Origin of the sequence: Streptomyces sp. NPDC018000, from assembly GCF_044328025.1 — a bacterium.
Taxonomy (GTDB): Bacteria; Actinomycetota; Actinomycetes; order Streptomycetales; family Streptomycetaceae; genus Streptomyces.
This window is the reverse complement of record NZ_JBIRGM010000011.1, coordinates 21,776-48,676: the sequence shown is the minus strand read 5'-3', so window position 1 is coordinate 48,676 and position 26,901 is coordinate 21,776. Positions and strand designations below refer to the sequence as shown.

The following is a 26,901-nucleotide window of genomic DNA, read 5'->3' as shown; positions in this document are numbered from 1 at the left end:
GGTCCGGCGGTAACCCGGACCTAAAAGGAGCGAAGTGGCTAAGGTCCGGGTATACGAACTCGCCAAGGAGTTCGGCGTCGAGAGCAAGGTCGTCATGGCCAAGCTCCAGGAACTCGGTGAATTCGTCCGTTCGGCGTCCTCGACGATCGAGGCGCCGGTTGTACGCAAGTTGACCGACGCACTGCAGGGGCCCGGCGGCAACGCCGGCAAGTCCGCTGCAAAGCCTGGCGCGCCCCGCAAGGCGATGCCTGCAAAGCCCGCAGCGCCCTCCCCGGCCGCTGTGGCACGTCCCGCTGCCCCGAAGCCCGGCGCCCCGGCCCCCAAGCCGGCACCCGCCGCCCCGGCGAGCAGCACCCCCGCAGCGCCGTCCGCGGGCCCGCGTCCGGGCCCGAAGCCCGCGCCCAGGCCCGCTCCGGTGACTCCGGTCCCCGCTGCCGAGTTCTCGGCTCCGGCTCAGCCGGCTGCCCCGCAGCAGCAGGCCCCGCGTCCCACGGGTGCCACGCCCGGACCTCGTCCTGCCGGTGGCCAGGCCCGTCCGGGCCCGGCCGGCGGTCAGCGCGACGGCGGCCGTGGCGGCGAGCGCGGCGAGCGCCCCGCACGTCCCGCAGGCCAGGGCGCCCCGCGTCCCGGCGGCGCACGTCCGGCGGGTCCCCGTCCGGGCAACAACCCCTTCACCTCCGGCGGCTCGACGGGCATGGCCCGTCCGCAGGCGCCCCGTCCCGGCGGCGCCCCGCGTCCCGGTGGCGGTCAGGACCGTCCGGGCGCCCCGCGTCCGCAGGGCGGCCCCGGTGGTGCTCCGCGTCCGCAGGGTCAGGGCGGCGGTGCCCGTCCCACTCCGAGCGGCATGCCCCGTCCGCAGGCGCCCCGTCCGGGCGGTGCCCCCGGTGGTAACCGTCCGAACCCGGGCATGATGCCGCAGCGTCCCGCTGCGGGCCCGCGTCCCGGTGGTGGCCCCGGCGGTGGCCGTGGTCCCGGCGGTGGCGGTCGTCCCGGCGGTGGCGGCGCGGGCCGTCCCGGTGGCGGCGGCTTCGCAGGCCGTCCGGCCGGTCCCGGTGGCGGCGGCTTCGCAGGCCGTCCGGCCGGTCCCGGTGGCGGCGGCGGCTTCGCCGGTCGTCCCGGTGGCGGCGGCGGTGGCGGCGCGGGCCGTCCCGGTGGTGGCGGCGGCTTCGGCGGTCGTCCCGGCTTCGGCGGACGTCCCGGCGGCCCCGGTGGCCGTGGTGGCACACAGGGTGCGTTCGGCCGTCCCGGCGGTCCCGCGCGTCGTGGTCGCAAGTCGAAGCGGCAGAGGCGCCAGGAGTACGAGGCCATGCAGGCCCCGTCGGTGGGCGGCGTCATGCTGCCTCGCGGCAACGGACAGTCCGTCCGCCTGTCGCGCGGTGCCTCCCTCACCGACTTCGCGGAGAAGATCAACGCCAACCCGGCGTCGCTCGTCGCCGTGATGATGAACCTCGGCGAGATGGTCACGGCGACGCAGTCGGTCTCCGACGAGACGCTGAAGCTGCTCGCCGAAGAGATGAACTACGTCCTGGAGATCGTCAGCCCGGAGGAGGAGGACCGCGAGCTGCTCGAGTCCTTCGACATCGAGTTCGGCGAGGACGAGGGCGGCGAAGAGGCTCTGGTCTCCCGTCCGCCGGTCGTGACCGTCATGGGTCACGTCGACCACGGCAAGACCCGCCTTCTGGACGCGATCCGCAAGACGAACGTCGTTGCGGGCGAGGCCGGCGGCATTACGCAGCACATCGGTGCGTACCAGGTCTCCTCCGAGGTCAACGGCGAGGACCGCAGGATCACCTTCATCGACACCCCGGGTCACGAGGCGTTCACCGCCATGCGTGCCCGTGGTGCGAAGTCCACCGACATCGCGATCCTCGTGGTGGCGGCGAACGACGGTGTGATGCCCCAGACGATCGAGGCGCTGAACCACGCCAAGGCGGCCGACGTGCCGATCGTGGTCGCGGTCAACAAGATCGACGTCGAGGGCGCGGACCCGACCAAGGTGCGCGGCCAGCTCACCGAGTTCGGTCTGGTGGCCGAGGAGTACGGCGGCGACACGATGTTCGTCGACATCTCCGCCAAGCAGGGTCTGCACATCGACCAGCTGCTGGAGGCCGTCGTCCTGACCGCGGACGCCTCGCTCGACCTGCGGGCCAACCCGGAGCAGGACGCGCAGGGCATTGCGATCGAGTCCCACCTCGACCGCGGCCGCGGTGCCGTTTCGACCGTCCTGGTCCAGCGCGGCACGCTGCGCATCGGTGACACGATGGTCGTCGGCGACGCGTACGGCCGTGTCCGGGCGATGCTCGACGACAACGGCAACAACGTCGAGGAAGCGGGTCCGTCGACCCCCGTCCTCGTGCTGGGTCTCACCAACGTCCCGGGTGCCGGCGACAACTTCCTGGTGGTCGACGAGGACCGTACGGCCCGTCAGATCGCCGAGAAGCGTGCCGCCCGTGAGCGCAACGCCAACTTCGCCCGCAAGGGTGTCCGGTTCTCCCTGGAGAACCTGGACGAGGCGCTCAAGGCCGGTCTGGTCCAGGAGCTCAACCTCATCATCAAGGGCGACGCGTCCGGTTCGGTGGAGGCTCTCGAGTCCTCGCTGCTCCAGCTCGACGTCGGCGACGAGGTCGACATCCGGGTCCTGCACCGCGGTGTGGGTGCGGTCACCGAGTCGGACATCGACCTGGCGACCGGCTCCGACGCCATCGTGATCGGCTTCAATGTGCGCGCCGCAGGGCGTGCGCAGCAGATGGCCGAGCGCGAAGGTGTGGACGTCCGGTACTACTCGGTCATCTACCAGGCGATCGAAGAGATCGAAGCGGCCCTCAAGGGCATGCTCAAGCCGGAGTACGAAGAGGTCGAGCTCGGTACGGCGGAGATCCGCGAGATCTTCCGCTCGTCCAAGCTGGGCAACATCGCCGGTGTGCTGGTCCGGTCCGGCGAGGTCAAGCGCAACACCAAGGCGCGCCTGCTGCGCGATGGCAAGGTCATCGCGGAGAACCTCAACATCTCCGGTCTGCGCCGCTTCAAGGACGACGTCACCGAGATCCGCGAAGGCTTCGAGGGCGGTATCAACCTCGGAAACTTCAACGACATCAAGATCGACGACGTCATCGCGACGTACGAGATGCGCGAGAAGCCGCGAGGCTGACCCGTACCTCAACAGTCGGGGCCGGTCGACGGGTCATATTTCCGTCGATCGGCCCCGGCCGTTCCGTGTACGGTTCTTGTGTCCCTGCCAAGCGCTGGCAGGGCACGAACCCGAACCGGCGGGACATCCGGACATACATGTATGTGGGGACACTGTCCTTCGATCTGCTTCTCGGCGACGTACGGTCGTTGAAGGAGAAGCGTTCCGTCGTCCGTCCGATCGTCGCCGAACTCCAGCGCAAATACGCGGTGAGTGCGGCGGAGGTGGGCGGTCAGGATCTCTATCGCAGGGCCGAGATCGGCCTTGCCGTGGTCTCCGGGGACACCGGACACCTCACAGACGTACTCGACCGGTGCGAGCGGCTGATCGCCGGCCGGCCCGAGGTGGAGCTGTTGTCCGTACGACGGCGGCTGCACAGCGACGAAGACGATTGAGCAAGGCAAAGAAGGAGACGGACCAGTGGCCGACAACGCGCGGGCGAAAAAGCTGGCGGACCTCATCCAGGAGGTGGTCGCCGAGAAACTGCAGCGCGGTATCAAGGACCCGCGTCTGGGTACGCACGTGACCATCACGGACACCCGGGTCACCGGTGACCTGCGGGAGGCCACGGTCTTCTACACGGTCTACGGCGACGACGAGGAGCGGGCGAGCGCGGCGGCCGGCCTGGAGAGCGCCAAGGGCATCCTGCGTTCGGCTGTCGGGGCCGCGGCGGGCACGAAGTTCACCCCCACGCTGGCCTTCGTGGCCGACGCCCTTCCTGAGAACGCCAAGGCGATCGAGGACCTCCTCGACCGGGCACGGGCCTCGGACGCACGGGTGCGCGCGGCGTCCTCGGGCGCCACGTACGCCGGTGGCGCCGACCCCTACCGCAAGGCGGAGGACGAGGGCGAAGCCTCCGAATGACATCGCAGAACAAGATGCCCGGTCAGGGGAGCGGGAGCGCAGCGACCTCGGGCAAGGAGGGCGGCCTTGTCATTGTCGACAAGCCGTCCGGCTTCACTTCGCACGACGTCGTCGCCAAGATGCGCGGCATCGCCCGGACCCGCCGCGTCGGCCATGCCGGCACGCTGGATCCGATGGCGACGGGCGTTCTCGTGCTCGGTGTGGAGAAGGCCACCAAGCTGCTGGGCCATCTCGCACTGACCGAGAAGGAGTACCTCGGCACGATCCGGCTCGGCCAGAACACCATCACGGACGACGCGGAGGGCGAGATCACCTCGTCCACCGATGCGTCCGGGGTGACCCGTGAAAGCATCGAGGCCGGGGTCGCGGCCCTGACCGGACCGATCATGCAGGTGCCGTCCAAGGTCAGCGCCATCAAGATCGACGGCAAGCGGTCCTACGCACGGGTACGCGGCGGCGAGGAGTTCGAGATCCCGGCCCGGCCGGTGACGATTTCGTCCTTCAACGTCTACGACGTCCGCGAGGCGGTCGCCGAGGACGGGACGCCGGTTGTCGACCTGGTCGTCTCCGTCGTCTGCTCCTCGGGGACGTACATCCGCGCGATCGCCCGCGATCTCGGCGCCGGGCTCGGCGTCGGCGGGCATCTGACCGCGCTGCGGCGCACCCGGGTCGGGCCGTACGGCCTCGACAGGGCGCGGACGCTCGACCAGCACCAGCAGGAGTTGACCGTGATGCCGGTGGCCGAGGCCGCCGCCGCGGCGTTCCCCCGCTGGGACGTGGACGAGAAACGCGCCAAGCTGCTGCTGAACGGGGTGCGGCTCGACATGCCGGCCTTCCCGCCGGGACCGGTCGGGGTCTTCGGGCCCGACGGCAGGTTCCTGGTCCTTGTCGAGGAGCAGAGGGGCAAGGCCAAGAGCCTCGCCGTCTTCGCCTGACCGGCAACCCGGGGCCCGAGGCCCCGTCGTGGAGCGGGCGGCACCCCTGCGCCCGCCCCACGATCCCCCAACGGATTCTGTCCACCGGACGCCATGAATTCACCCCAACGAGCAGGCGCTCAAAGTGAATCAGGGGTGTATTCGGGGGCGCTTTTACTCCGAGCGGTGTTCGCGTCGATCGCCGTCGACCTAACGTCGGACCATGGGAAGCGGGGACCGGACAGCGCTGGTACGAATCTGCGATCCGGACGGTCGTCCGCGGGGGACCGGATTCGTCGCCGACGACCGGGGCACGGTGGTTGCACGGAACGGACGGTCGCAGCCACCCCGTCGAGGCCGCCGATGTCACCGCGCTGCCCGAACTGGACCTCGCCCTGCTGCGCACCGGAGGGCTCTCCACGCCCGCCGTGGAGCCGACGCCGATCGTCCTACGGGACCGAATCGACGCCGGTACGTATGTGAAGATCGCCGCCCACGGCTGGCGCGAGGCGCGAGTGCTCGGCACCGCCCCGGTGACATACACCGCGAACGGCCGCTCCCATCGGATCGGCGCAGCACTGGAGCTGGCGCTCGGTACGGACGGCAGAGACGCGCTGCGGCTCGGTGGTGCGGCCGTGGGCGGCCCCGTCCTCGATCCGGAGCGGTCCTCCTCGGCGACCTCACCGCGAGCCTCAAAGACGCTGGTCCGGGTGCCCGATGCCCAACCCCATCCCGCCCGCGGCTGCTCGCCGGCCGTATCGCCCGGCGTGCGGCCGCGGGCGGGCCGGTGAGCCCGGGGGGTGTACGCCGAGTTCGGGCCGTGGTTCTGGCGGCGGTTGAGGCTGCCCGAGGCGGACCGGATCGATCTTTTCCGGCGTCTCGTCCCCGCCGACGGCCCGCGCCGGGCCGACCCCCGTGGCGACGGTGACCGCACCTGCGAGCCGTACCCCGATGGTGACAGCGGCGAGCGCTTTCTGGATGCCGTCGCGCAGCCCCGGACCGTGCAGCCGCTGCTCTGCGACTGGTTCACCGGTGACCGCCCTCTGCCTGCTGATGAGGGCGTAGCGATCCGCCCGACCGTGGCCGCCGCCGCGCAGGCGCTGCTGCGCTCGGCGGCCCGAGTGCGCGGCGGACGGTGGAGGCGCTGGGAAGCCCGAAGACGATGCCGATGCAGGCCGTGGGGGGTGAGCATGGCAGTCTTAGACCTGCGTAATAGGCAATCTCACGTACACAGGTTCGGGCGAGGAGCGGTCACAGTGCAGCGCTGGCGTGGCTTGGAGGACATCCCCCAGGACTGGGGACGCAGCGTCGTCACCATCGGCTCCTATGACGGGGTGCACCGCGGACACCAGCTGATCATCGGCCGGGCCGTGGAGCGGGCACGCGAGCTGGGCGTGCCGTCGGTCGTGGTGACCTTCGACCCGCATCCCAGCGAGGTCGTACGGCCCGGCAGCCACCCGCCGCTGCTCGCCCCGCACCACCGGCGCGCCGAGCTGATGGCGGAGCTGGGGGTGGACGCGGTGCTGATCCTGCCGTTCACCACCGAGTTCTCGAAGCTGGCTCCGGCCGACTTCATCGTGAAGGTGCTCGTCGACAAGCTGCACGCGCAGCTGGTCATCGAGGGCCCCAATTTCCGCTTCGGTCACAAGGCGGCCGGGACTGTGCAGCTGCTGACCGAGTTCGGCGAGACGTACGACTACGGCGTCGAGGTCATCGACCTGTACGTCAGCGGTGAGGCGGGTGGCGGCGAGCCGTTCTCCTCAACCCTCACCCGACGGCTGATCGCCGAGGGCGATGTCGCCGGCGCCGCCGAGATCCTCGGCCGGCCGCACCGGGTCGAGGGCGTCGTGGTCCGCGGCGCACAGCGCGGCCGCGCGATGGGCTTCCCCACGGCCAACTTGGAGACCCTGCCGCACACCGCGATCCCCGCCGACGGGGTCTACGCGGGCTGGCTCGATGCGAACGGCGAGTCGATGCCCGCCGCGATCTCGGTCGGCACGAACCCGCAGTTCGACGGCACGGAGCGGACGGTGGAGGCGTACGCGATCGACCGCGTCGGCCTCGACCTGTACGGGCTGCATGCCTCGGTGGACTTCCTCGCGTACGTACGCGGGATGCTGAAGTTCGACTCGATCGACGACCTGCTTGTGGCGATGGCCGCCGATGTGAAGCGGTGCAGCGAGCTGATCTCCGCGTACGAGCGCGGCTGAACATCTCCTCGCTCCCGTCCGGCCGGGGGCGTCCGGCACGCACGCAAGGGCTCCGCCCCACGTGTCGGGGCCTGTCCGACGGTGACCCGCCGCACAGGCCCCGCTGCACTCCGCCAAGGACACCTTTGCCGGTCGGCCAAGGGCTGCCCCGTAATCCGTGGTGGATCAGCGCGCGGCGTCGGATGTGGTGCATCGCAAGGCGGAGGGACACCCGAATACTGGATGTATTCGGGCGTTCCGACAACGCGGCGAGGATGGGGCCTCCCCTGCTCGAGCGCAGCCGAGAGCTTGGGGAAGCAGCTGTCGTCGCGCGCCCACCAGGGATTACGGGGCAGCCCTTAGGACCGAGCCTTCGCCGCCGCGCTTGCCCAGTGGCAGGCCACCTGTGTCTGCCCGCCGCCCGCGAGCACCGGCAAATCCTTCGTGCGGCACGCGCCCGCGACACCAGCCCGCTCCGCCTCGCCCGAGGCCAGCACCTGGCAGCGGGCATGGAACCGGCACCCGGACGGCACCCTGGACGGGTCCGGCGGCTCACCGGTCAGAATCACCGGATCGGTCTCGGCCTCCGGCAGCACCGACAGCAGCGCCTGGGTGTAGGGGTGTTGCGGAGCCGTCAGGATCTGCTCCACGTCGCCCGTTTCCACGATCCGCCCGAGGTACATCACCGCGACCCGGTCGGCGATGTTCCATGCCAGGCCGAGGTCGTGCGTGACCACCAGTGCCGACAGGCCCAGTTCGTTCCGCAGCCTCAGCAGCAGGGCGAGGATCTCGCCGCGCACCGAAGCGTCCAGCGAGGCCACCGGCTCATCGGCCACGATGAGTTCCGGCTCCAGCACGAGCGCGCCCGCGATCACGACCCGCTGGCGCTGACCTCCCGACAGCTCGTGCGGATAGCGCAGGAAGAACCGCTCGGGAGGCCGCAGCCCCGCCCGCGACAGCGCCTCGGCCACCGCCGCCCGCTCGTCCCCCGCGTACCCGTGGATCCGCAGGCCCTCGGCGACGGCGTCGTACACCGTGTGCCGCGGGTTGAGCGAACCGCTGGGGTCCTGGAGCACCAGCTGGACCCGCTTGCGGTACGCCTTCAGCGCCCGGCTCGCATAGTCGAGCGGCTGCCCGCCGAAGGTCACCCGCCCGGACGTCGGCGGGACCAGGCCCAGCAGTGAACGCGCCAGCGTCGTCTTGCCGCAGCCCGATTCACCGACCAGCGCGACGATCTCGCCGGGCCGGATGTCCAGGTCGACGCTGTCCACGGCACGCGCCGGGGCGGCCCCGCGCCGGCCGGGGAAGGTGACCTTCAGCCCTTCCGCGCTGAGCAGGGGAGTGGTGGTGGTCATGGTGTGCTCCTTGCTTCCTCGGCATCCGGCCGGGCCCAGGCCGCGGCGCCCGGCTCCACCAGCACACAGGCGGCCCGCCGCCCCGGCCCCGCGTCCCGCAGCTCCTGGTCCTGCGTCGGGCAGGAGTCCAGGGCCACCGGACAGCGCGGGTGGAAGGTGCAGCCGTCCGGCAGCGCCGACGGGTCCGGCGGATCGCCGGGCAGCCCGCGGGGCGCGAACCGGGAGGCCGGGTCGCCGATGCGCGGAAAGGCGCCGGACAGGGCCTTGCCGTACGGGTGGTGCGCGTTCTCGTAGACCTCGGACGCCGGGCCCTCCTCCACGACCCGGCCCGCGTACATCACCGCGAGCCGGTCGCAGGTGTCCGAGAGCACCGCGAGGTCATGGCTGATCATGATCAGGCCGAGGTCCTGCTCGGACACCAGTTGCTCGATCAGCCGCAGGATCTGCGCCTGGATCATCACATCGAGCGCGGTGGTCGGCTCGTCCGCGATGATCAGGCCCGGATCGCAGGCGAGCGCCATCGCGATCATCACGCGCTGCCGCTGTCCCCCGGAGAGCTCGTGCGGATAGGCGTCCGCGCGGGCGGCCGGCAGCCCCACCTGTTCCAGGAGTTCGCCGGCCTTCTTCGCCGCCCCGGCCTGCGTCGCCTTCCGGTGCAGCAGGATCGGCTCGGCGATCTGGTCCCCGATGCGGTGCACCGCGTTGAGGGAGTGCATCGCGCCCTGGAAGACGATCGATGCCCCTGCCCAGCGCACCGCCCTGACCTGGCCCCACTTCATGGTGAGGACGTCCTCGCCGTTCAGCAGGATCTCACCGGAGACCTTCGTCCCGGCGGGCAGCAGTCGCAGCAGCGCGAGCGCGAGCGTCGACTTCCCGCAGCCGGACTCACCCGCGATGCCGAGCTTCTGTCCGGCCTCGACGGTGAGGTTCACCCCGCGGACGGCCTGCGCCCCGCCGGCGTACGTCACCGTGAGGTCCCGGACGTCGAGAAGCGGTGTCTTGCGGATGCTCGTCGTACTCAACGGGCCACCCCCAGCTTGGGATTGAGGACGGACTCGACGGCGCGGCCGCACAGCGTGAACGCCAGGGCCACCGCGGCGATGGCGATGCCGGGCGGAGCCAGGTACCACCAGTGGCCCGCGCTCACCGCGCCCGCCTCGCGGGCGTCCTGGAGCATGCCGCCCCAGGACGTGGTGGTCGGGTCGCTGAGGCCGAGGAAGGCCAGGGTGGCCTCGGTGAGGATGGAGTTGGAGATCACCAGCGTGGTCTGCGCGAGCACCAGCGGCATCACGTTCGGCAGGACGTGCCGGACCATGATGTGCCCGTGGCCGCCGCCCAGGGCGCGGGCGCGCTCGATGTACGGCCGGGACTCCACGGCAAGGGTCTGGGCACGGACCAGCCGGGCTGTGGTCGGCCAGGCCGTGACGCCGATCGCGATGACGACCGTCCACATGGAGCGGTCCATCACGGTGGCGAGCGCGATCGCGAGGACCAGGGTCGGCATCACCAGGAACCAGTCGGTGATCCGCATCAGGACCGTCGAGTACCAGCCGTGGAAGTGCCCCGCGACGATGCCGACGACCGTACCGATGGCGACGCACAGGAACGCCGCGAGCAGGCCGACCGTCAACGAGACACGGGCGCCCCACACCAGCAGGGCCAGCACGCTGCGTCCGAACTGGTCCGTACCGAGCGGGAATTCACCGCTCGGCGACTCCAGCGCACCACCGGGCGCATCGGTGACGCTCTGTGAGTCGGAGCCGACGAGCTGCGGCGCGAACAGGGCGATCAGCGCGATCAGGGCGAGCGCGGCCAGGCCCCACAGTCCGCCCCTGTGACTGCGGTACTCCCGCCAGAAACGGGCGACGGACCGGCGCTTGCGCGCGCGGGCCAGAGCGCGCGGGTTCTCGGCCACTTCGGCCTTCGTGGGCGTGGGCATGGATTCGGTCGTCATCGGCCCACCCGGGGATCGAGTAGCGGATACAGCACGTCGGCAAGGGTGTTCGCCAGGATCACCGCGGCGGCGAAGACGAAGAACAGCCCCTGTACGAGGGGGAGATCGGGCACGCTGAGTCCCTGGTAGAAGAGGCCGCCGAGGCCGGGCCATGAGAAGACCGTCTCGACCAGGATCTGCCCGGCGACCACACGCCCGAGGTTCACGAACATCAGCGTGAACGTCGGCAGCATCGCGTTCGGCACGGCGTGCTTGCGGCGTACGACATCGTCCCGCAGCCCTTTCGCGCGGGCCGTCGTCAGATAGTCGCTGCCCATCTCGTCCAGCAGCGAGGAGCGCATCACCAGGAGTGTCTGCGCGTACCCGGCCGCGACCAGGGTGATCACGGGGAGGACCAGGTGGTGCGCCACATCGAGGATGTACGCGAGTCCGCTCTCGCCGCCCGTCTCCATTCCACCGGTCGGGAACATTCCGGGGATCGGCCCGATGCCCACCGCGAAGACGATGATCAGGAGCAGGCCCAGCCAGAACGACGGCACCGAGTAGAGCGTGAGCGCGAACGCGGTGTTGAAGCGGTCGCTCATGGAGCCGTTGCGCCAGGCGGTTCGGGTGCCGAGCCAGATGCCGAGCGCCGTGTAGAGGACGTACGACGTGCCGGTGAGGAGCAGGGTCGCGGGGAGCGCCTCGGCGATCTTGTCGATGACGGGCGCGTGGAACTGGAACGAGGTGCCGAAGTCGCCTGTGAGGGCGTCGCCGACGTACGTGGTGAACTGCCGCCACATCGGCTGGTCGAGGCCGAACTGATGGCGCAGCGACTGGAGTTGTTCGGCGGAGACGGGGCGGCCGCCCGTCATCTGCTTCACCGGGTCGCTGGGAATGAGCCGGAAGAGGAAGAAGCTGGTGACCAGCACGGCGAACAGGGAGACGACCGCGCCCGCGATCTTCGCCGCGACGTACTGGAGATAGGCCTTGGTGTTACGCGCCCGTGGACCGCGGGCGGCCGACGGTCCGGCCGCAGCCGCACCTTCGGTGTCCGCGTCCGCGATCTGCACGAGCGCCGGAGTGCTTTCAGCTGTCATGGTGAACTCTCGTTCCTCGTGCTGCACGTGGACCGGCCGTCACATGGGGGCGGCGTCGCTGGGCTGGGCACGCACATCTGCCGCGTTGTCGTCAATCACCAACACTCCGCGTTGGCTCACTCCTCCGCCTTGCAGCTGCACGCACCCAGCCCCGCTCCTTCTCCCACCCCCCATGTGACGGCCGGTCCCAGACCGGCAAATGGGGGAGACCGGCGGGGCAGACTTCGCGCCGCCCCGGCCGGTCCCTCTCGACCCGTCCGCGTGATTACTCGCGGTCGTCCGCGGTGGTACGGCGGCGCTTCGCGATGAACAGCCCGCCTCCGGCGAGCACCACGACCACCGCGATGATGCCGATGACGACTCCGGTGGAGCTGGACCCGCCGGAGCTGTCCGAACCGCCGCTGCCCGCCGGAACGGCCGACCACCAGCTCCAGTACCCGTCCTGGCCGTAGATGTTGCCTGCCGCCTCGGGCATCGTCGTGATCGACTTGATCTGGTCGGTGCGGTAGGCCTCGACCGCGTTCGGGTACGCGATGACGTTCATGTACCCGGAGTCGTACATCCATGACTGCATTTGCTTGACGAGGTCCGCGCGCTTGGCCGGGTCGTACTCGGCGAGCTGCTTCTTGTAGAGCTCGTCGTACGTCTTGTCGCAGATGAAGTTGTCGGTGGAGGCGCTGTCCTTCGCCTTGGCCGGCAGTGCGGCGCAGGTGTGGATGCCGAGGACGAAGTCCGGGTCCGGGTTGACGGACCAGCCGTCGAAGGCGAGGTCGTACTCACCGGCGTACCAGGGCACCGAGACGTCGTCGAGACAGTCGACCTTGAGGCCGATGCCGAGCTTGCCCCACCACTCCTTGAGGTACTTGCCGATCGCCTTGTCGTTCGGATCCGTGGCGTGGCACAGGACGCGCAGGTCGAGCGGCTTGCCGTCCTTGCCGACACGCTGGTCGCCCTTGAGCTTGTAGCCCGCCTCGTCGAGAAGCTCGGCCGCCTTGGCCGGATCGTGGGCGAGACTCTGCTCGGCGGACGGCTGCCAGTGGTATGCCGAGAAGCGCGGCGGGATGTAGCCCTGGCCCTCGACGGCGTGGCCCTGGAAGACCTTGTCGATGATGGTCTTGCGGTCGATCGACAGGAAGAGGGCCTGGCGCACCTTCTGGTCGAGAAGGGCCTTGTTGCCGTTGCCGAACTTCTTGCCGTCCTTGGTCTGTGCGCCCGGGTTGACGGCCAGTGAGAAGAAACGACGGCCGGGGCCCTCGTTGACCTTGATGTTCTTCTCGCCCTTGAGGGACGCGGCCTGAGCGGGCGTCAGCGCGGGGGAGCCGGCGACGAAGGAGACCTCGCCCTTGCGCAGTGCGGCGACCGCGGCGTCCTGGTCCTTGTACGTCTTGAAGACCAGCTCGTCGAACTTCGGCGTTCCGCGCCAGAAGTTCTTGTTGGCCTTGAGCTTCACGTACTGATCGACCTTGTAGTCGGTCAGGATGAACGGCCCATTGCCGACGATCGGGAACTTCGTGTCGTTGTTGAACTTGGAGAAGTCACCGACCTTCTCCCAGACGTGCTTCGGCACTATCGGCACGTCGAGCGCGGCCATGGTGGCCTGCGGCTCCTTGAGCTGAATGACCAGCTGCGTCGGGCTGGGAGCCGTCACCTTCTTGAAGTTCGCGACGAAGTTGCCGTTGGCCTGCGCGGCGCCCTCGTCGGTCATCATCTTGTTGAACGTCCAGGCCGCGTCCTCGGCGGTGGCCTGCTGCCCGTCCGACCACTTGGAGTCGGACCGGATGGTGTACGTCCAGGTCAGCTTGTCCGCGGACGGCTCCCACTTGGTGGCGAGGCCGGGGACCGCGTGGTTGTCCTTGGGGTCGTAGTTCGTCAGGAAGTCGTACATGAGCCGGCTGATGCTGGTGCTCATGAGCCGCTGGGCCAGGAACGGGCTCAGTGAGTCGACGCTCTGTGCGACGGCGACGGTCAGCGTCGACTTGCCGCTGTCGGCGGCCTGCGCCTGCTGCGGCGCGGCACCGAGGGGCATACCCGGGACGATGGATCCGGCGGTCAGTGCCAGAGCGGCGGCACCGGAGGCCAGGAGGACACGCAGATGTGAGCGCGGCTGGGCGGAGCGTGGTGGAACTCTTTCGACCATGGTCAGGGACCTCGCGTCATGACTCGCACGGAGAAGGCGGGTTGATCTATGGTTCGCCAGCTGGTGAAGCGAAGGTTTATCAGCGGTGGTCGAGCCGCGTCAACGGTCACCGAAACGGCGCGTGGTCTGCGGGAATGTGCAGAGGGCTCGCACCGTGGAGACGGTGCGAGCCCTCATTGGTTCAGACCTCTGTTGCCTTACTGCTGAGACGCTGACGGTGGCTGCTGTTGCCAACCGACGGGCGGTACGGGGCCCTGCGGTTCGGGCGGGATCGGCTGACCGGGCTGACCCGGCTGACCGGGCTGCTGCTGGTGAGGCGGCGGCGGTCCGGCCGGGCCCGCCGCGGGCTGGGCCTGCGAGGGCAACGGCTGCTGCCAGCCGTTCTGTTGCACTCCGGGGCCGGGCTGCGGGGGGTACGGCTGCGGGGGCTGCTGCCCGCCGTGCGGCGGCTGTTGCGGCTGCGGATATGGCTGCTGCGGGTACGGCTGTTGCTGTTGCGGGTACGGCTGTTGCTGTTGCTGTTGCTGCTGCGGGGCGTGGCCCTGCTGGCCGGGCATCGGCGGGGCGTACTGCGGGGGCGGGTTGGAGCCGTTCGATGTCCAGAGCCCCTGCTGCTGCTGGGCGCGCGCGAAGTCCTCGGCGACCATCGCGGAGAGATGAAAGTACGCCTCGCGGGTCTTGGGGCGCATCATGTCGAGATCGACCTCCGCACCGGCCGCCAGATGCTCGTCGAACGGCACGACGACCACGCCGCGGCAGCGCATCTCGAAGTGCTGCACGATGTCATCGACCTTGATCATCTTGCCGGTTTCGCGGACACCCGAGATGACGGTGATGGAGCGCTGCACGAGCTCCGCGTACCCGTGCGCCGACAGCCAGTCCAGTGTGGTGGACGCACTTGACGCACCGTCGACCGACGGGGTCGAGATGATGATGAGCTGGTCGGCGAGGTCCAGCACTCCGCGCATCGCGCTGTAGAGCAGACCGGTACCCGAGTCGGTGAGGATGATCGGGTACTGCCTGCCCAGCACGTCTATCGCGCGCCGGTAGTCCTCGTCGTTGAACGTCGTGGAGACCGCCGGGTCCACGTCGTTGGCGATGATCTCCAGACCGGAGGGCGCCTGCGAGGTGAAGCGGCGGATGTCCATGTACGAGTTGAGGTACGGGATGGCCTGGACCAGGTCACGGATGGTGGCCCCGGTCTCCCGGCGCACCCGGCGGCCGAGCGTGCCCGCGTCCGGGTTGGCGTCGATGGCGAGGATCTTGTCCTGCCGCTCGGTGGCCAGGGTCGCGCCGAGGGCGGTGGTCGTCGTGGTCTTGCCGACGCCGCCCTTGAGACTGATGACCGCGATCCGGTAGCAGGACAGCACGGGCGTGCGGATCAGGTCGAGCTTGCGCTGCCGCTCGGCCTCCTCCTTCTTGCCGCCCAGCCTGAAGCGGGCCGCGCCGGACGGTGTACGGCTGCTCTTCGCCTTCTGCTTACCCCTGACGAGCCGGTCGGAGGAGAGCTCCACCGCTGCCGTGTACCCGAGCGGGGCGCCGGGCACGGAGCGCTCACGCTGGTCGTGGGTGACCGGTGTCGGCCAGGCAGCCCCCGTGCGCGGGTCGACCGGCTGTCCCTGAGGTTGCTGTTGCTGTTGCTGCTGCGGGGGCTGAGGGTGGGCCGGCTGCTGTTGCTGCTGCGCGGGCGACTGCGGGGCGACCTGCGCGGGCAGATTGGGCGAGCCCGGGACCGGCTGCTGAGACGCCTGGGGGACCTGCGGCGGCAGGGGCATGCCCTGCTGCGCGGGCCACTGGGGTGCCTGCGGCTGCTGAGGCTGCTGGGCCGTCTGAGGAGGTTGCGGGAACCCGTAACCGCCCTGCACCGGCCTCTGCGGCGGCTGGGGCTGCTGGTGCGTCTGAGGGGGTTGCGGGAACCCGTAACCGCCCTGCACCGGTGCCTGCTGTGCGGGGGGAGCGGGCTGCTGCGGGAATCCGTATCCGCCCTGCGGCGGCTGTGGTGCCTGCGGCTGCTGCGGCTGCTGAGGCGCTCCGGCATGCGGGAATCCGTAGCCGCCGGGCGCCTGGTCTGCCGGGGTCCGAGCGGGCCACTGCGGCGCCGGCTGGGGCGCGGAGGGCTGCGGCATGGCGGGTTGGAAGGCGGGCGGCAGCGGCGGCAGACCGCCCTGCGGCGGCGCCGGGGTCCAGGGGGTCGGCACGTCGGGCGCCGCAGCGTCCTGCGGTGCGTTGGGGGGCGGTACGTCCTGGGGCGCCGCATCCGTGACGGCGTCCGAGGGCACGGAGCCCTCCGGTCCGTCGTCGGCATCGCTCGTGACGTCGCCCGGAGCCTCGGCAGGCGCCGCAGCGCCCACGCCGGGATCCGCGGGAACAGCGGCGTCGGGCTCCTCGGCGGGCGCGTTCCCCGTCTGCGTGGAGCCGGAACCGGTGGCTTCGCTTTCGTCCGTACGGTCAGCACCGTTGCCCACGGAACCAGTACCCGAAGCCGAGCCGCCCCCGTCCGCGTTCTTCGATGCCTCCTCGCGCTCCGCGATCTCCCGCTTCAGCGCGGCCGGCGAGAACCGCATGGTCGCGCCGCTCTCCACGTCGCCGCCGCCGAACGGGTCCGTCATCCCGTCGGATGTCCCCGCCGCCTCCGGAGGGGAGGGAACGGCGTCACCCGCCGCGGAAGGAGCCGGAACCGGAACAGGAGCCGGAATCGGAGCCGGAACCGGAGCAGGAACCGGAATCGGAGCAGGAGCGGCGGCCGGAGCAGGGGCCGAGGCCGGTGCGGGTGGTGCCGGAGCCCAGTTGGGGTCGAAACCGCTCCCGGCCGACGGTGCGGGCACGGACAGCGGCGCCCCCTGCGGCGGAGGCGGCGCCAGGTGTGCTCCGGCACCGCCGGACGAGTCCCCCGGTGCGTTCTGCGTATACCAGGCGGGCGGGGTGTAGTCGATGGTGAACTCACCCGTCATCTCGGCGGGCTCCGCGTCGGACGACTCGTCGACGGGCGTGCTCCATCCCCCGCGGATCTCGTCCCGATCGCCGTTCACTTTGCCTCCTGGTGTGGTCGAGCACCCTTGTGCCGTGGTGGGTGGGGGCGACCGTTCCCGTTCTGCGATCCGCCCGGCTCTCCCCCTTGCGACGCGCAGTGCCTGCCCGCAGGCTTCTCTGCCGCGCCCTGGCCCACCCTAATCGCCATCGGGCTCAGCGCGGCAGGCCGTACCGCATAGCAGCAACTGTCCATCAGGTCACGTACAACGCTCAAGTGAACCGGGTACGGCAGAACACGAACGAAGAAGCAGACGGTGTGTCACAGACCGGGACGTCTCCGGACGTAGTGAGAGGGCGGCGTCATCCGGACAGCCGCCCTCGCACCGGTCGGTCTACGTGAGGTCGAATTCACCGTCCCGTGCGCCCAGTACGAACGCGCGCCACTCGGCCTCCGTGTACCGCAGTACGGTCTCCGGATCCAGCGAAGAGCGCATGGCCACCGCGCCCCCCGGGAGGTGTGCGATCTCGACCCGTTCCTCGACGTTCTCGGTACCGGGTGCGCTCAGCCACTCCACATCCGAGATGTCGAGAGCGTAGAGCTCGTCCTTTTCCTGCTGGGTGCCCATGAGCACGTCCCTTCGATCGAACTGTGTCGTTCCCCCGCCATGATCCTGAAACGCGGCGGGCCCGGGGTGCAAACGAGACAGGATTCAGTCCATCCTGCGTGCACTGCCCAGCAATCCGGTCTCGACGTCCGTCGCACTGGTCATCACCCAGTGGCGCTCGCGGCCCGCCACCCAGAGCGTGACACCGTCCGCCAGAGTGGGCAGGGCCTCGCTCTCGGCCCGTGCGAGCCCCAGAATCCTGCCGATCTGCTCCGCCTCGGCCGGCGAGACCCGCTGAATGCCCACGAGCGTCGAAGTCCGCAGCAACCGAGGTGCCACGGGACTCAGATAGGGCAGCAGCGTCAGCACCGACTGCCACGGCGAGGACACCACCCGGCCACGGGGCGGACGCATGCCGCAGTCGCGCACCACCACCACCGGGCTGCCCACGGTCGCTCCTGTCGGCGGAACCCGGCCCACGTCGTGGAGGGAGATGCACTCGAGACCGGCGCCCGCAGACTGTGCCAGCGTGGTCCACGCCTGGGTGCGCCCCGTCTCGACCGCTACCCGCGCACCGGTAGCGGCAGCGCGCAGCGCCAGCACCTGTGCGGTCCACAGTCCGCCGATCAACAGGACGTCGTACGGCGTCGGTCGGTGGAACCCGATCAACTGCGTGCGTCCCTCGGCGTCGTCGCCGAGGATCACGCCGTCGTCCCCCACCGGCAATGACAGCGCGCCCAGATGGTCCGCCGCCAGGGTGTGGCCGGCGTGACGCGGGCCGAGCAGTCCCCGCCTCGGAGCGATGCGCTTCGTCACTGTGCGCCTCCCAGCGGGAGCGTCGCCAGAGCACCCGGCAGCTGTTCGCGGTCCAGTCTCACGAGGCCGACCTTTGCATGCCGGGCGGCTTGCTCCAATGTCCTTCGTACCCCGACGAGTTCGGTGTCGGAGCCACCGGTGATCCGTACGTGGCCGCGTACGGACACATGGCCCTGGTGCGCACCGCGGCGCACCGTCAGGCTGAACGTCGTCGCATACGCGGGGACCGAGGTCAGCAGCGAGACGAGCCGCGGGAGCGGAGTGGCTCCCCGGCCCAGCTCGGGCCAGTGATCCACCGCGTAGACGGTGTGCCAACGGTCGTCGCAGCGCCAGACCCTTGGTGTCTCCGCCGTCCGTCGCTGGGGCGCGGCATCCGGGCGTCCGGCGCGCGCCGACAGGATGGGGTTGGCACACATGGACGTCGCCACGGCGGAGTTCAGCTCCTCCTGGTCCAGCACCGCGGCCCGGAACCCGGCGCCGGTGATCCGGCTCGCCACGTGGTCAGCGACCCGCACCAGACAGCGCTGGGCCCCTCCGATTCCGCCACCGCGTGCCTCCACGGCCTCCCGGCACAGCTCCGGATCCAGCTTCAACGCCACCCAGGTCATCCGCAGCGCGGGCGCCCCGGTCCGGTCCTGAAGAGGGCCGTACGAGAGCCGGGCCACCGAGCGCTCCGGCAGATGGGGCGCCGGAGCGGGGCGCACCTGCTGCACGAGCTGCGCGGACTCCAGCACGATGTCGTCCACTGTGAGGGCATCGCCCAGGAGGGACAGCGGAAGCGCCCGCGCACCCAGCGCCTGACGGAGCGATTCACCACTCGCCTCGACCCGTACGACAGCGGTAAGAAACGTTCCGTCCCCGAGCATGCCCACCGTGCGGCGGTCCCGGTCCACATAGATGTACGGAGCGAATCCCGGCACGCTCTCCGCCACCGGCGCCAGCTGCGGCTCCGTCTCAGCGGGGGGCGCCGCAGCGGTCCGAGTGCGATCGCGGAGGGACAGCAGAGTCGACAGCCAGTCCTGAACGGCCCGGCCCCGGCGGCGTACCACCGCGAGAAGAATCAGCAGGCAGGCGACCGCGATGCCGGGAACCAGCCACGGACCGCCGAGCGCGGCGCCCACCAGGGCGACTGCCAGAGCTGCCTCGACGAGCACCATCTGCCGCAGTGCGGGCGCGACGCGACCGGTCCGGGAGATCGAGCGCAGATTGGTCGCCGCAGGGGCGTTCGCCGACGGATGGGAAGCTGCGTCGGCCGACCCGTTGCTGCGTTGCCGCCGGGAAGGGTCGGACGTTCGGCGGGTAGACCGCCTCGTACGCTCGCGCGTCGCTGGACCCATCGCCGCGTTGCCCCCTCGTGTCCGTAATCACCGTTTTTTTCACGGGCGTTGATCGGGCGATCACCCTACCTGAGCAGTGAGAGCCAAGTGCCAACAGGCATAGTAGGGGGCCCGGTCGACGGCAGTGGCTCACGGCGGATGTGGGAACCTGGTCGCCCACTGGGGAGAAGGGGCAGCGCGCACATGGCATCACGGCGGGACGAACTCAATGCCTACACCTTCGCGAAGCGGAGGTTGATCGCACAGTTCCTGCAGCCCAACCCCTCCGGCTCGGAGGAGGGTGCGCCGCGCCCCCTGCGTGCGGTGATGCCCGGAGCGATCGCCGGCGCCGTCGTCCTGGCGGTCTTCGGAGCCTGGGGGATGTTCAAGCCCGTGGCGCCCCAGAAGTGGGACACCCCCTACGAGAACGTCATCATCGCCAGTAAATCCACCACCCGATACGTGGTGTTGAAGACCGACGGCAAGAAGCAGCTCCACCCGGTGCTGAACATGTCCAGCGCCAAACTCCTCCTCGCCCCGGACAAGGGCAAGGTCATCAACGTCGACGAATCGGTCCTCGACAGCGGCAAGATCCCGCACGGCGCCACCCTCGGCATCCCGTACGCCCCCGACCGGCTGCCCGACAACACCGAAGCCGGCTCCAAAAAGCGCTGGGCGGTCTGCGAACAGCCCGGCGAGGGCGGCAGGGCCATCCAGAAGGCCGCGTTCGTCTTCGCGGAGCGCGAGCAGAAGAAGACCGAGGGCGCAGGCCGACTGCACGGCGGTGAAATGATGTACGTCGAGGGGCCCGGACCGGACAGGACCCGCTACATCGTGGACGCCACGGGCAAGGCGTACGAGGTGCAGAACGACGAGCTGCTGCTGCGCACCCTCGTCGGCCAGGATCGTGTCCCCCAGCGGGTGTCCGCCGCCTGGCTCGCCACACTGCACACCGGAGACGAGATCACCTTCCCGGACATAGAGGGAACTCCCGGCGTCGACGCGGGTGTTCCGGGGAAGCTGCAGCCCGACGCGAACAAGGTGGGCATGGTCCTCGCGGCGCCCTCCGGTACCAGGACCCAGCAGTACGTGGTCCTGCCGGGCAGGGTCGCCCCGGTATCGGACTTCGTCGCCAAACTCCTGCTCAGCAGCAGCGCCCTGGTCAACCTCGGCCAGGACGGCAAGGTGAAGCACGTCAGCGCCGGAGCGTTCGAGCCCGGTGAGGCGTTCGGGCAGGAGAGGGACTGGCCCACGAGCGAGTTGACCCCCGTCAACTCCGCGAGCACAGCGAAGGGAAGCCGCAACACCGTGTGCAACGTCCTGCGCGACGTCGCCGCGAAGGACGGCACCACCACACTCAGCACCTGGGCGGGCACGAGCTTCCCCGCCACGCTCCCCACCGGATCCAGCAGCGCCTACGTGACCCCTGGATCCGGTCAGCTCTTCCGGCAGTTCAAGGGGTCCAGCGCCGACTCGGGGCCGCTCTTCCTGGTGACCGACACCGGTCTGCGCTATGCCATGCAGTCCAACGGCGACAGCGCCCAGGACGATTCCGGCATCGGTGAATCCGGCACGAAGAAGGAGCGGGAGCAGCGTCAGCAGGAGGCACAGCAGGCGCAGAACCATCTCGGGTACAAGGACGTCGATCCCGCGCCCATTCCGGCCGCCTGGTCCACGTTCCTGCCGACGGGACCGCGACTGTCGACCGGCGCCGCCCGCCAGCCGCAGGGTTCGTGAGGAGCGACCACGTGACGACGTACCCCTCTACTCGCCCCCGGCGCCTGCTGACGGCCGCGGCCGCCACCGCCGTCCTCTTCGTCACCCTGCCGGTTCCGCCCGCAGCCGCGGACGATTCCACCCAGTGCACCTTCAATACGAAGAATTACGCGGGCCGCCCCTGGGCGTTGCAGCGCGTTCTGATGGACGAGCTGTGGAAGCAGTCCACCGGCAAGGGCGTACGGGTGGCGGTCATCGACACCGGCGTCGACGTCAAGAACCCTCAGCTGACCAAGGCCGTGGACACCGGGAGCGGCCGCAACTTCCTGCCGAAGGATCTCAAGGACGACAACGGCAGCAAGATCGAGCGCGGCAAGGAGAACGGCACCACGGACGTGGTCGGTCACGGAACCAAGGTCGCCGGAATCATCGCCGCCCGAGAAATGAAGGGCACCGGTTTCACCGGCCTCGCTCCGGACGCGACGATCATCCCGATCCAGCAGAACGACGCCGAGGGCCACGGAACGGCGCAGTCGCTCGCCGATTCCATCCGGTACGCCGCCAACGAGGCGGACGCCGACATCATCAACATCTCCCAGGACACGGCCAACGCGGTGAAGCCCGCGCCCGTCCTCAAACAAGAGGTTGACGCCGCTCTGGCCAAGGAGATCGTGATCGTCGCCTCGGCCGGCAACGACGGGCTGGGCGGTAACGTCAAGGAAACCTACCCGGCCTCGTACGACGGTGTCCTGGCAGTGGCCGCCTCGGACCGCAACAACGAACGGGCCGCCTTCTCCCAGTCCGGCGATTTCGTGGGCGTTGCCGCCCCCGGTGTGGACATGATCTCGACGGTCCCCGGCGGCGGACACTGCGCCGACAACGGCACCAGTTTCTCGGCCCCGTACGTCGCGGGAGTCGCCGCCCTCATCAAGGCCGAGCACAAGGACTGGACGCAGGAGCAGATCGTCGCCCAGATCCAGCAGACGGCGGAACGCTCGATCGCGGGCCACGACCGCCGGGTCGGCTGGGGCGTCGTCGACCCGGTGCGCGCCCTGACCGAGGACGACAAACCCATCGAACAACCGGTGGCGCACGAGGGCGTGAGCAAGGGCGAAGCACCGGTCCCGGCCGCCCTCCAGCTGGGCGAGACGGCGGACGAACGCAACGCCCGCCTGGCGACCTATGTCGTGGTGGGCGGGGCCGTACTGGTCGCCGCCATCGCGGGTGCGGCCGTGGCCGTGCGCGACATGCGACGGCGGCCCGGGCATCCGGGGCCAATGGGCGGTACCTGACATTGCGGCGGCGATCGGCGCTCGGACACGTCGATCGCGGCAGTCCGAGAAGTCGCGTGATGGGCAAGTCAGTTGGTCATGTCAGTGCCATTGGCTAGAGTTGACGCCATGGGGTCAGACCTGTTCACGCGGGTGCGATAGCAACGTGAGACGGTCTGAGTAAACGGGGAATCGGGGAAGGGCAGTATCGTGAGTGACGGTACGAGCGGGGGAGGCTCGGCGGATCTCCAGCGCGGCGTAGGAGCCCTCGAGCAGTTCCAGAAGCGCGTGAACGCGTTGCTGGCGGACTTCGAAGGTTCGGCAGCCGGCAAGTCGAACATCGCGGCACAGACGGTCTCGCGTGCCTCCTTGAGCGGTCAGAACGCATGCTTTGCGGAAGCGGACGGGCTCTACACGCAGTACAACCGCGTCCACGAGTCGCTCGTCTCGCTCTCGCAGTCGCTGGGCGACCAGATCGAGTACCTGAGCCTCGGCGTGCACGCGGCGGCTGTGGGTTTCGACAACGTGGAGGACGACGTGCGGCGGCGGTTCTACGAGATCCAGGTGCGTTTGGACGCTGAGCGCGAGAAGGCGCAGGCCGAGAAGACGGGCAAGCCTAAGCAGAACGCTGACAAGCAGAGCGACTCGGGGTGGGCAGCCGAATGACCGAACCGAAGAAGCCGGAGCCGGGTTCCGAGTCTCAGCCGGAGCTGACGCCGAAGGAACAGCAGCAGCAGGATCAGGCACGCGTCCAGGGCGAGTTGCTCTTCACGGACGCCAAGCGGAATCTCCAGGACGTCCTGAAAGTATTCGGCTTGGGCGGATCCGGCTCCTCGGGACGGACCTCGTTCGAGGGCCATGAGCTCAACGCGCTGATCGACCTGATCGAGAACTCCAGCCCGGAGCACCTCGAGGAGGCGGGTCAGGCGCTCCTGAAGGCCAGGACCGCGATCAACGAAGCCGCAGAGGAGTTGGGCAACTTCATCAAGGCTGTCCACTGGGAGGGCGAATCCGGCATCGCCTTCCGGGACTGGGGCAACGGCTTGGTCGCCCACGCCATGAAGCTGGGTGAGTTCGCGCAGACGGCCGGCACTCAGATCACGGTCGCGGGCACGGGCCTCGCCTCGGTACGTAAGTCCCTGCCGCCCCGCGACAACCGCGTCAATCGCAAGTCCCCCGAGGAGATCGAGGCCCCGAAGCGGATCGAGGGCAACCCGGAGTACGCGGCGGCGGTGAAGGTCGAGAAGGACCGCCAAGAGGCGATCAACCAGGCGAACCGGCTGGCGTCGTACTACTCGGTCTCGGGGGGGACGCTGGCGGCGCAGGAGCCGCCGCGGTTCGACAAGCGGCTTGGTATTGCGATGCCGCGGCCGCGGGGGCGCGATGAAACTCCTCTCGACTCCGGAGGCTCGTCAGCAGGCGCGGGGGCCTCGGGTAATACCGCAACACGAGAGAGCTCAGAGCGCGCTGCCACGGGCAGTCCCGCCAGCACAGGTGCCACGGGCACTGGTGGTCAAGCTGTAATCGAGGCGCTCGGACCTGCACCCGCGCTGGACAAAAGCACCTCGACGGAGATCAACAGCGTGGCGGCGCCACCGGCTCCTGCGACCTCCCCCGGTGCGTCTCCAGGTCCTTCGGTCGCAGGCCCTGCTGGCCCAGGCGGAGGTTCGACTCCGCCCATGGCTAATGCCTTTGTAAACCCCATGACAGGCAGCTCGCGGTGGTCCCAGGGATCAGCAGGCGTGCCCAGGGCAGTCGGACAGCCCGGGGGCGGCGTATCCAGAGCCGGGGGCTCCACCGGTAGTGGTCCTGCGGCGAACAGCCGCGCCGGAGCCCCGGTGGGGCATCCGGCCCCCCTGGGCGGGGGTTCAGCTTCCCCTGTTGCCGGCCGGTCCGGTGTGACTGGCGGTAGGCCCGTGGCAGGAGGCCAAGTCGGCAGGCCCGGAACTTCGATTCCTCATGCCGGCCGAGCAAGCGGCATCGTAGGTGGAACTCCGCAGCGTGCCACCCCAGGCGCGGGTACGCCTGGGGGAGCCCGTGGTGTTTCGCGTGGCACGGTCATCGGAGCCGGAGGCACAGTACAAACGCGCGGCTCTGCCGGTGATGCCAACCCGCGGGGAGTGATCGGTGCCGGGGGAGCGAGCAGCGTGCCTCGGCCTGGTGGACGAGGCACTCCCAGCTCGAACGGAGTCGTGGGTACGCCTCGTGGTGGTGTTGCCGGATCCGGCGGTGCAAAGGGCTTCACCGCTGGAGGCGCAGGCCTCGTACGCGGGCCCGCAGGCCGAAGGGACTCTGATGATGAGGATCAGGATGGCGGCACGCCGCGTCCGGATTACCTGACGGAAGACAGAGAGACCTGGGAGGCCGGACGGCGTGGAGTCGCACCGCCGGTGATCGAGTAGGTACAGGGAAGGTTCGGAAGTCAGGATGACAGCAGGAATGAGCCAGACCCGGAAACGCCGTACGCCTCTCGGGATGCGAGGGAGCCTGCTCGGCACGGTGGCTGTGGCCGCTGCCTGGAGTATGGGATTCGCAGGGGTGGCTCCCTCCGCAATTGCCGCGGACGTCCAATCGAAGCAGTGGTACCTCAGTGCGATGCAGGCCGAGGAGATGTGGAAGGTCACCACGGGTGAGGGCATCAAGGTTGCTGTCATCGACACAGGCGTCAACTCATTGACGCCGTCTCTCAAGGGCCAGGTCCTGAAAGGGCTTGACGCTACAGGAGCGGATGGTGATGAGTACGACGACTATCGCGGGCATGGCACAACCATGGCTGAGCTGATTGCTGGAACGGGCAAGGGAGGAGGCCTGCAAGGCCTCGCCCCAGGTGCGAAGATCATCCCGATGCGGATTACGGATACGGAGTTCCAGAATGAGCATTCGGTGAATGCGCATGACTCCGAGGATGCTATCCGAGCTGCGGCGGATAGTGATGCGCAGATCATCAGTATGTCGTTCGGTAGTGACTTCCCAGGCAACGAAGAGCGAGAAGCTGTCAAGTACGCGCAGAGTAAGGGGAAGCTTTTCTTTGCGAGTGTGGGGAACAATGCAGAGGAGGGTAACAGAGAGCACTATCCTGCCGCGTACCCGCAGGTCGTTGGCGTCTCCTCAGCTGACCGTGATGGCAAGGTGGCCGAGTATTCCCAAAACGGGAACATCGTAGATATCGCCGCTCCTGGCAATGACATCCCACGTTGGTGCGACACCACATTTCAAAGCTACTGCGACGGCGATGGCGGAACGAGTGCTGCCACCGCCATCGCATCCGCCTCCGCAGCACTGGTGTGGTCCGCCCACCCTGACTGGACCGCGAACCAAGTCCTCAACGTGCTCTTCGATACCGCCAGCCGTGACTGGAAGAAGGGCACGCTCAGCAAGTACCTCGGCCACGGCCTGATCCGTCCCTCCATGAACATCCTTAAGGGCAAGGGAGACCCCGGCGCCCCGGACATCAGCCCTCTCACCAAGGAGAAGACGTCCGGCTCCTCGGCCTCAGCCACCCCGTCCGCATCAGCTTCGTCACAGCCTGCCAAGAAAGAGAAGGCGGAAGACGTTGCCGTGGCAGGCTCCAGCACCGAGAAGGACGATGACAGTCAACTGGGCCTGATCCTGGGCGGAGTGGCAGCGGTAATCGTGCTCGGCGGCGGTGCTTTCGTGCTTGCCCGTAAGCGTCGCACCGCCTGACCGCCGCACCGCCTGATCGCCGCACCGCCTGACTGACCGTACGTTCCTCACCCGTACCCACCGGCGAGTGAAGCCGGACCGAACAAGAGCACCAGAAAGGAAGCCGAAACCATGGCCGATCAGAAGCTCTCAGATGCCGCTCTCCTCAAGCTGGAGGGCGAGCTCTCCACGCGGTTCGACTCGGTGAAAGGCCAGCTGAAGACGCTGCAGGCGACGATCGACAGCCTGGAAGGCGCTTGGAAGGGCATCGGCGCCGGCGCCTTCAACACGAAGCAGGAAGAGGTCAACCGGAAGATGGTGAGCATCGCCAATCGGCTTCTGAATTTCCAGGAGGCCATCAAGGCGGCGCGAACCATCTCGGGCAACACCGAAGACGAAGTCAGGCAGGCTCTCCAGGGCGTCGACGTCGTCAGTGGCTACTCGGGTGACGCGGCCGCGGAGGCCAGGACCTCGAACCTCAACAAGTTCTGACCTGGCCGCGCCTGCACCACGTACGAGGCCTTCACACTAAACCTAGATAACACGGGAGGACCGCATGTCGAACAACAACGACGGCACGATGGTTGTCACTTACGCGAGCCTGGATCTTGCAGCCGGTGCCATTGACCGACAGAGCAAGCAGCTCCAAGAGGATCTCGCGTCCATCAAGCGGATGATCGCCAGTGTGTCAGAGCTCTGGGTGGGCGAAGCCAAGAGTGCCTATGACACCGCTCAGCGCGGCTGGGATGCTGACGCCACGGGGATTCACACCGCCCTGAGCGAGATCTCCCGCAAGGTGCGCGAAGCTGGCACTGCTTACCACGCCGGCGACAAGCGGGCGAGGGCCAACTTCGAGTAAGGCTCG

20 protein-coding genes and 1 pseudogene are annotated in these 26,901 nt (G+C 69.2%); 12 read left to right on the top strand and 9 right to left on the bottom strand.

Annotated elements, in window-relative coordinates; translation table 11 throughout:
• Nucleotides 1-34: 34 nt before the first annotated feature.
• The 6 genes and pseudogenes from infB (at nucleotide 35) to ACH4EW_RS21940 (ending at nucleotide 7,175) form a co-directional block, all read left to right on the top strand.
• The gene (gene infB, locus ACH4EW_RS21965; protein ID WP_398259327.1) at nucleotides 35-3,148 is read left to right on the top strand and encodes a translation initiation factor IF-2; all 3,114 of its coding nucleotides are present in this window, start codon (nucleotides 35-37) and stop codon (nucleotides 3,146-3,148) included.
• 137 nt (nucleotides 3,149-3,285) lie between these two features.
• A complete protein-coding gene (locus ACH4EW_RS21960) occupies nucleotides 3,286-3,582 on the top strand; it encodes a DUF503 domain-containing protein (protein WP_398259325.1) in 297 nt (98 codons plus the stop codon).
• A 25-nt stretch (nucleotides 3,583-3,607) separates the two neighbouring features.
• The gene (rbfA, locus tag ACH4EW_RS21955; RefSeq protein ID WP_398259323.1) at nucleotides 3,608-4,051 is read left to right on the top strand and encodes a 30S ribosome-binding factor RbfA; all 444 of its coding nucleotides are present in this window, start codon (nucleotides 3,608-3,610) and stop codon (nucleotides 4,049-4,051) included.
• Between the two features lie 14 nt (nucleotides 4,052-4,065).
• Nucleotides 4,066-4,986, top strand: coding sequence for a tRNA pseudouridine(55) synthase TruB (truB, locus tag ACH4EW_RS21950; protein ID WP_398259557.1), 921 nt, complete (start codon nucleotides 4,066-4,068; stop codon nucleotides 4,984-4,986).
• A 202-nt stretch (nucleotides 4,987-5,188) separates the two neighbouring features.
• Nucleotides 5,189-5,624 (top strand): annotated as a pseudogene (locus ACH4EW_RS21945) (serine protease); the annotation flags it as partial.
• A gap of 597 nt (nucleotides 5,625-6,221) precedes the next feature.
• Nucleotides 6,222-7,175 carry a bifunctional riboflavin kinase/FAD synthetase gene (locus ACH4EW_RS21940; protein WP_398259321.1) on the top strand — a complete coding sequence of 318 codons (954 nt, stop codon included), beginning with the start codon at nucleotides 6,222-6,224 and terminating at the stop codon, nucleotides 7,173-7,175.
• Between the two features lie 338 nt (nucleotides 7,176-7,513).
• Here the strand turns inward: ACH4EW_RS21940 and ACH4EW_RS21935 are convergent, their stop codons facing one another.
• The 9 genes from ACH4EW_RS21935 to eccE all read right to left on the bottom strand — a co-directional run bounded on the left by ACH4EW_RS21935 (nucleotide 7,514) and on the right by eccE (nucleotide 19,407).
• A complete protein-coding gene (locus tag ACH4EW_RS21935) occupies nucleotides 7,514-8,509 on the bottom strand; it encodes an oligopeptide/dipeptide ABC transporter ATP-binding protein (protein ID WP_398259319.1) in 996 nt (331 codons plus the stop codon).
• On the bottom strand, nucleotides 8,506-9,531 hold the full coding sequence (locus tag ACH4EW_RS21930; protein WP_398259317.1) for an ABC transporter ATP-binding protein: 1,026 nt from the start codon (nucleotides 9,529-9,531) through the stop codon (nucleotides 8,506-8,508). Before ACH4EW_RS21930 ends, ACH4EW_RS21935 begins: the two co-directional genes overlap by 4 nt.
• Nucleotides 9,528-10,463: an ABC transporter permease gene (locus ACH4EW_RS21925; RefSeq protein WP_398259315.1), complete on the bottom strand. Its 936-nt coding sequence runs from the start codon at nucleotides 10,461-10,463 to the stop codon at nucleotides 9,528-9,530. Before ACH4EW_RS21925 ends, ACH4EW_RS21930 begins: the two co-directional genes overlap by 4 nt.
• Nucleotides 10,460-11,542 (bottom strand): ABC transporter permease, encoded by a 1,083-nt coding sequence (locus ACH4EW_RS21920; RefSeq protein ID WP_398259313.1) that lies wholly within the window; start codon nucleotides 11,540-11,542, stop codon nucleotides 10,460-10,462. Before ACH4EW_RS21920 ends, ACH4EW_RS21925 begins: the two co-directional genes overlap by 4 nt.
• A gap of 265 nt (nucleotides 11,543-11,807) precedes the next feature.
• Nucleotides 11,808-13,679, bottom strand: a complete 1,872-nt coding sequence (locus tag ACH4EW_RS21915; protein ID WP_398259311.1) for an ABC transporter substrate-binding protein — start codon at nucleotides 13,677-13,679, stop codon at nucleotides 11,808-11,810.
• Between the two features lie 197 nt (nucleotides 13,680-13,876).
• Nucleotides 13,877-16,708, bottom strand: a complete 2,832-nt coding sequence (locus ACH4EW_RS21910; protein WP_398259309.1) for an SCO5717 family growth-regulating ATPase — start codon at nucleotides 16,706-16,708, stop codon at nucleotides 13,877-13,879.
• Between the two features lie 333 nt (nucleotides 16,709-17,041).
• Nucleotides 17,042-17,275, bottom strand: coding sequence for a DUF397 domain-containing protein (locus tag ACH4EW_RS21905; protein WP_351276327.1), 234 nt, complete (start codon nucleotides 17,273-17,275; stop codon nucleotides 17,042-17,044).
• A gap of 84 nt (nucleotides 17,276-17,359) precedes the next feature.
• Nucleotides 17,360-18,070, bottom strand: a complete 711-nt coding sequence (locus ACH4EW_RS21900) for a hypothetical protein (RefSeq protein ID WP_398259307.1) — start codon at nucleotides 18,068-18,070, stop codon at nucleotides 17,360-17,362.
• Entirely contained in the window at nucleotides 18,067-19,407 is a 1,341-nt protein-coding gene (eccE, locus tag ACH4EW_RS21895; RefSeq protein ID WP_398259305.1) for a type VII secretion protein EccE, read from the bottom strand. Before eccE ends, ACH4EW_RS21900 begins: the two co-directional genes overlap by 4 nt.
• Nucleotides 19,408-19,590: 183 nt before the next feature.
• On the opposite strand from eccE, the gene eccB reads away from it, so the two are divergent.
• The 6 genes from eccB to ACH4EW_RS21865 all read left to right on the top strand — a co-directional run bounded on the left by eccB (nucleotide 19,591) and on the right by ACH4EW_RS21865 (nucleotide 26,895).
• Complete coding sequence (eccB, locus tag ACH4EW_RS21890) at nucleotides 19,591-21,123, top strand: type VII secretion protein EccB (RefSeq protein WP_398259303.1); 1,533 nt, start codon at nucleotides 19,591-19,593, stop codon at nucleotides 21,121-21,123.
• 11 nt (nucleotides 21,124-21,134) lie between these two features.
• A complete protein-coding gene (mycP, locus tag ACH4EW_RS21885) occupies nucleotides 21,135-22,394 on the top strand; it encodes a type VII secretion-associated serine protease mycosin (RefSeq protein WP_398259301.1) in 1,260 nt (419 codons plus the stop codon).
• Between the two features lie 189 nt (nucleotides 22,395-22,583).
• Nucleotides 22,584-23,039, top strand: a complete 456-nt coding sequence (locus ACH4EW_RS21880) for a hypothetical protein (RefSeq protein WP_398259299.1) — start codon at nucleotides 22,584-22,586, stop codon at nucleotides 23,037-23,039.
• 1,761 nt (nucleotides 23,040-24,800) lie between these two features.
• Complete coding sequence (locus ACH4EW_RS21875) at nucleotides 24,801-26,057, top strand: S8 family serine peptidase (RefSeq protein ID WP_398259297.1); 1,257 nt, start codon at nucleotides 24,801-24,803, stop codon at nucleotides 26,055-26,057.
• A 111-nt stretch (nucleotides 26,058-26,168) separates the two neighbouring features.
• Nucleotides 26,169-26,528, top strand: a complete 360-nt coding sequence (locus ACH4EW_RS21870) for a WXG100 family type VII secretion target (protein WP_398259295.1) — start codon at nucleotides 26,169-26,171, stop codon at nucleotides 26,526-26,528.
• 64 nt (nucleotides 26,529-26,592) lie between these two features.
• Nucleotides 26,593-26,895 (top strand): WXG100 family type VII secretion target, encoded by a 303-nt coding sequence (locus tag ACH4EW_RS21865; protein WP_398259293.1) that lies wholly within the window; start codon nucleotides 26,593-26,595, stop codon nucleotides 26,893-26,895.
• The last annotated feature ends 6 nt before the right edge of the window (nucleotides 26,896-26,901 follow it).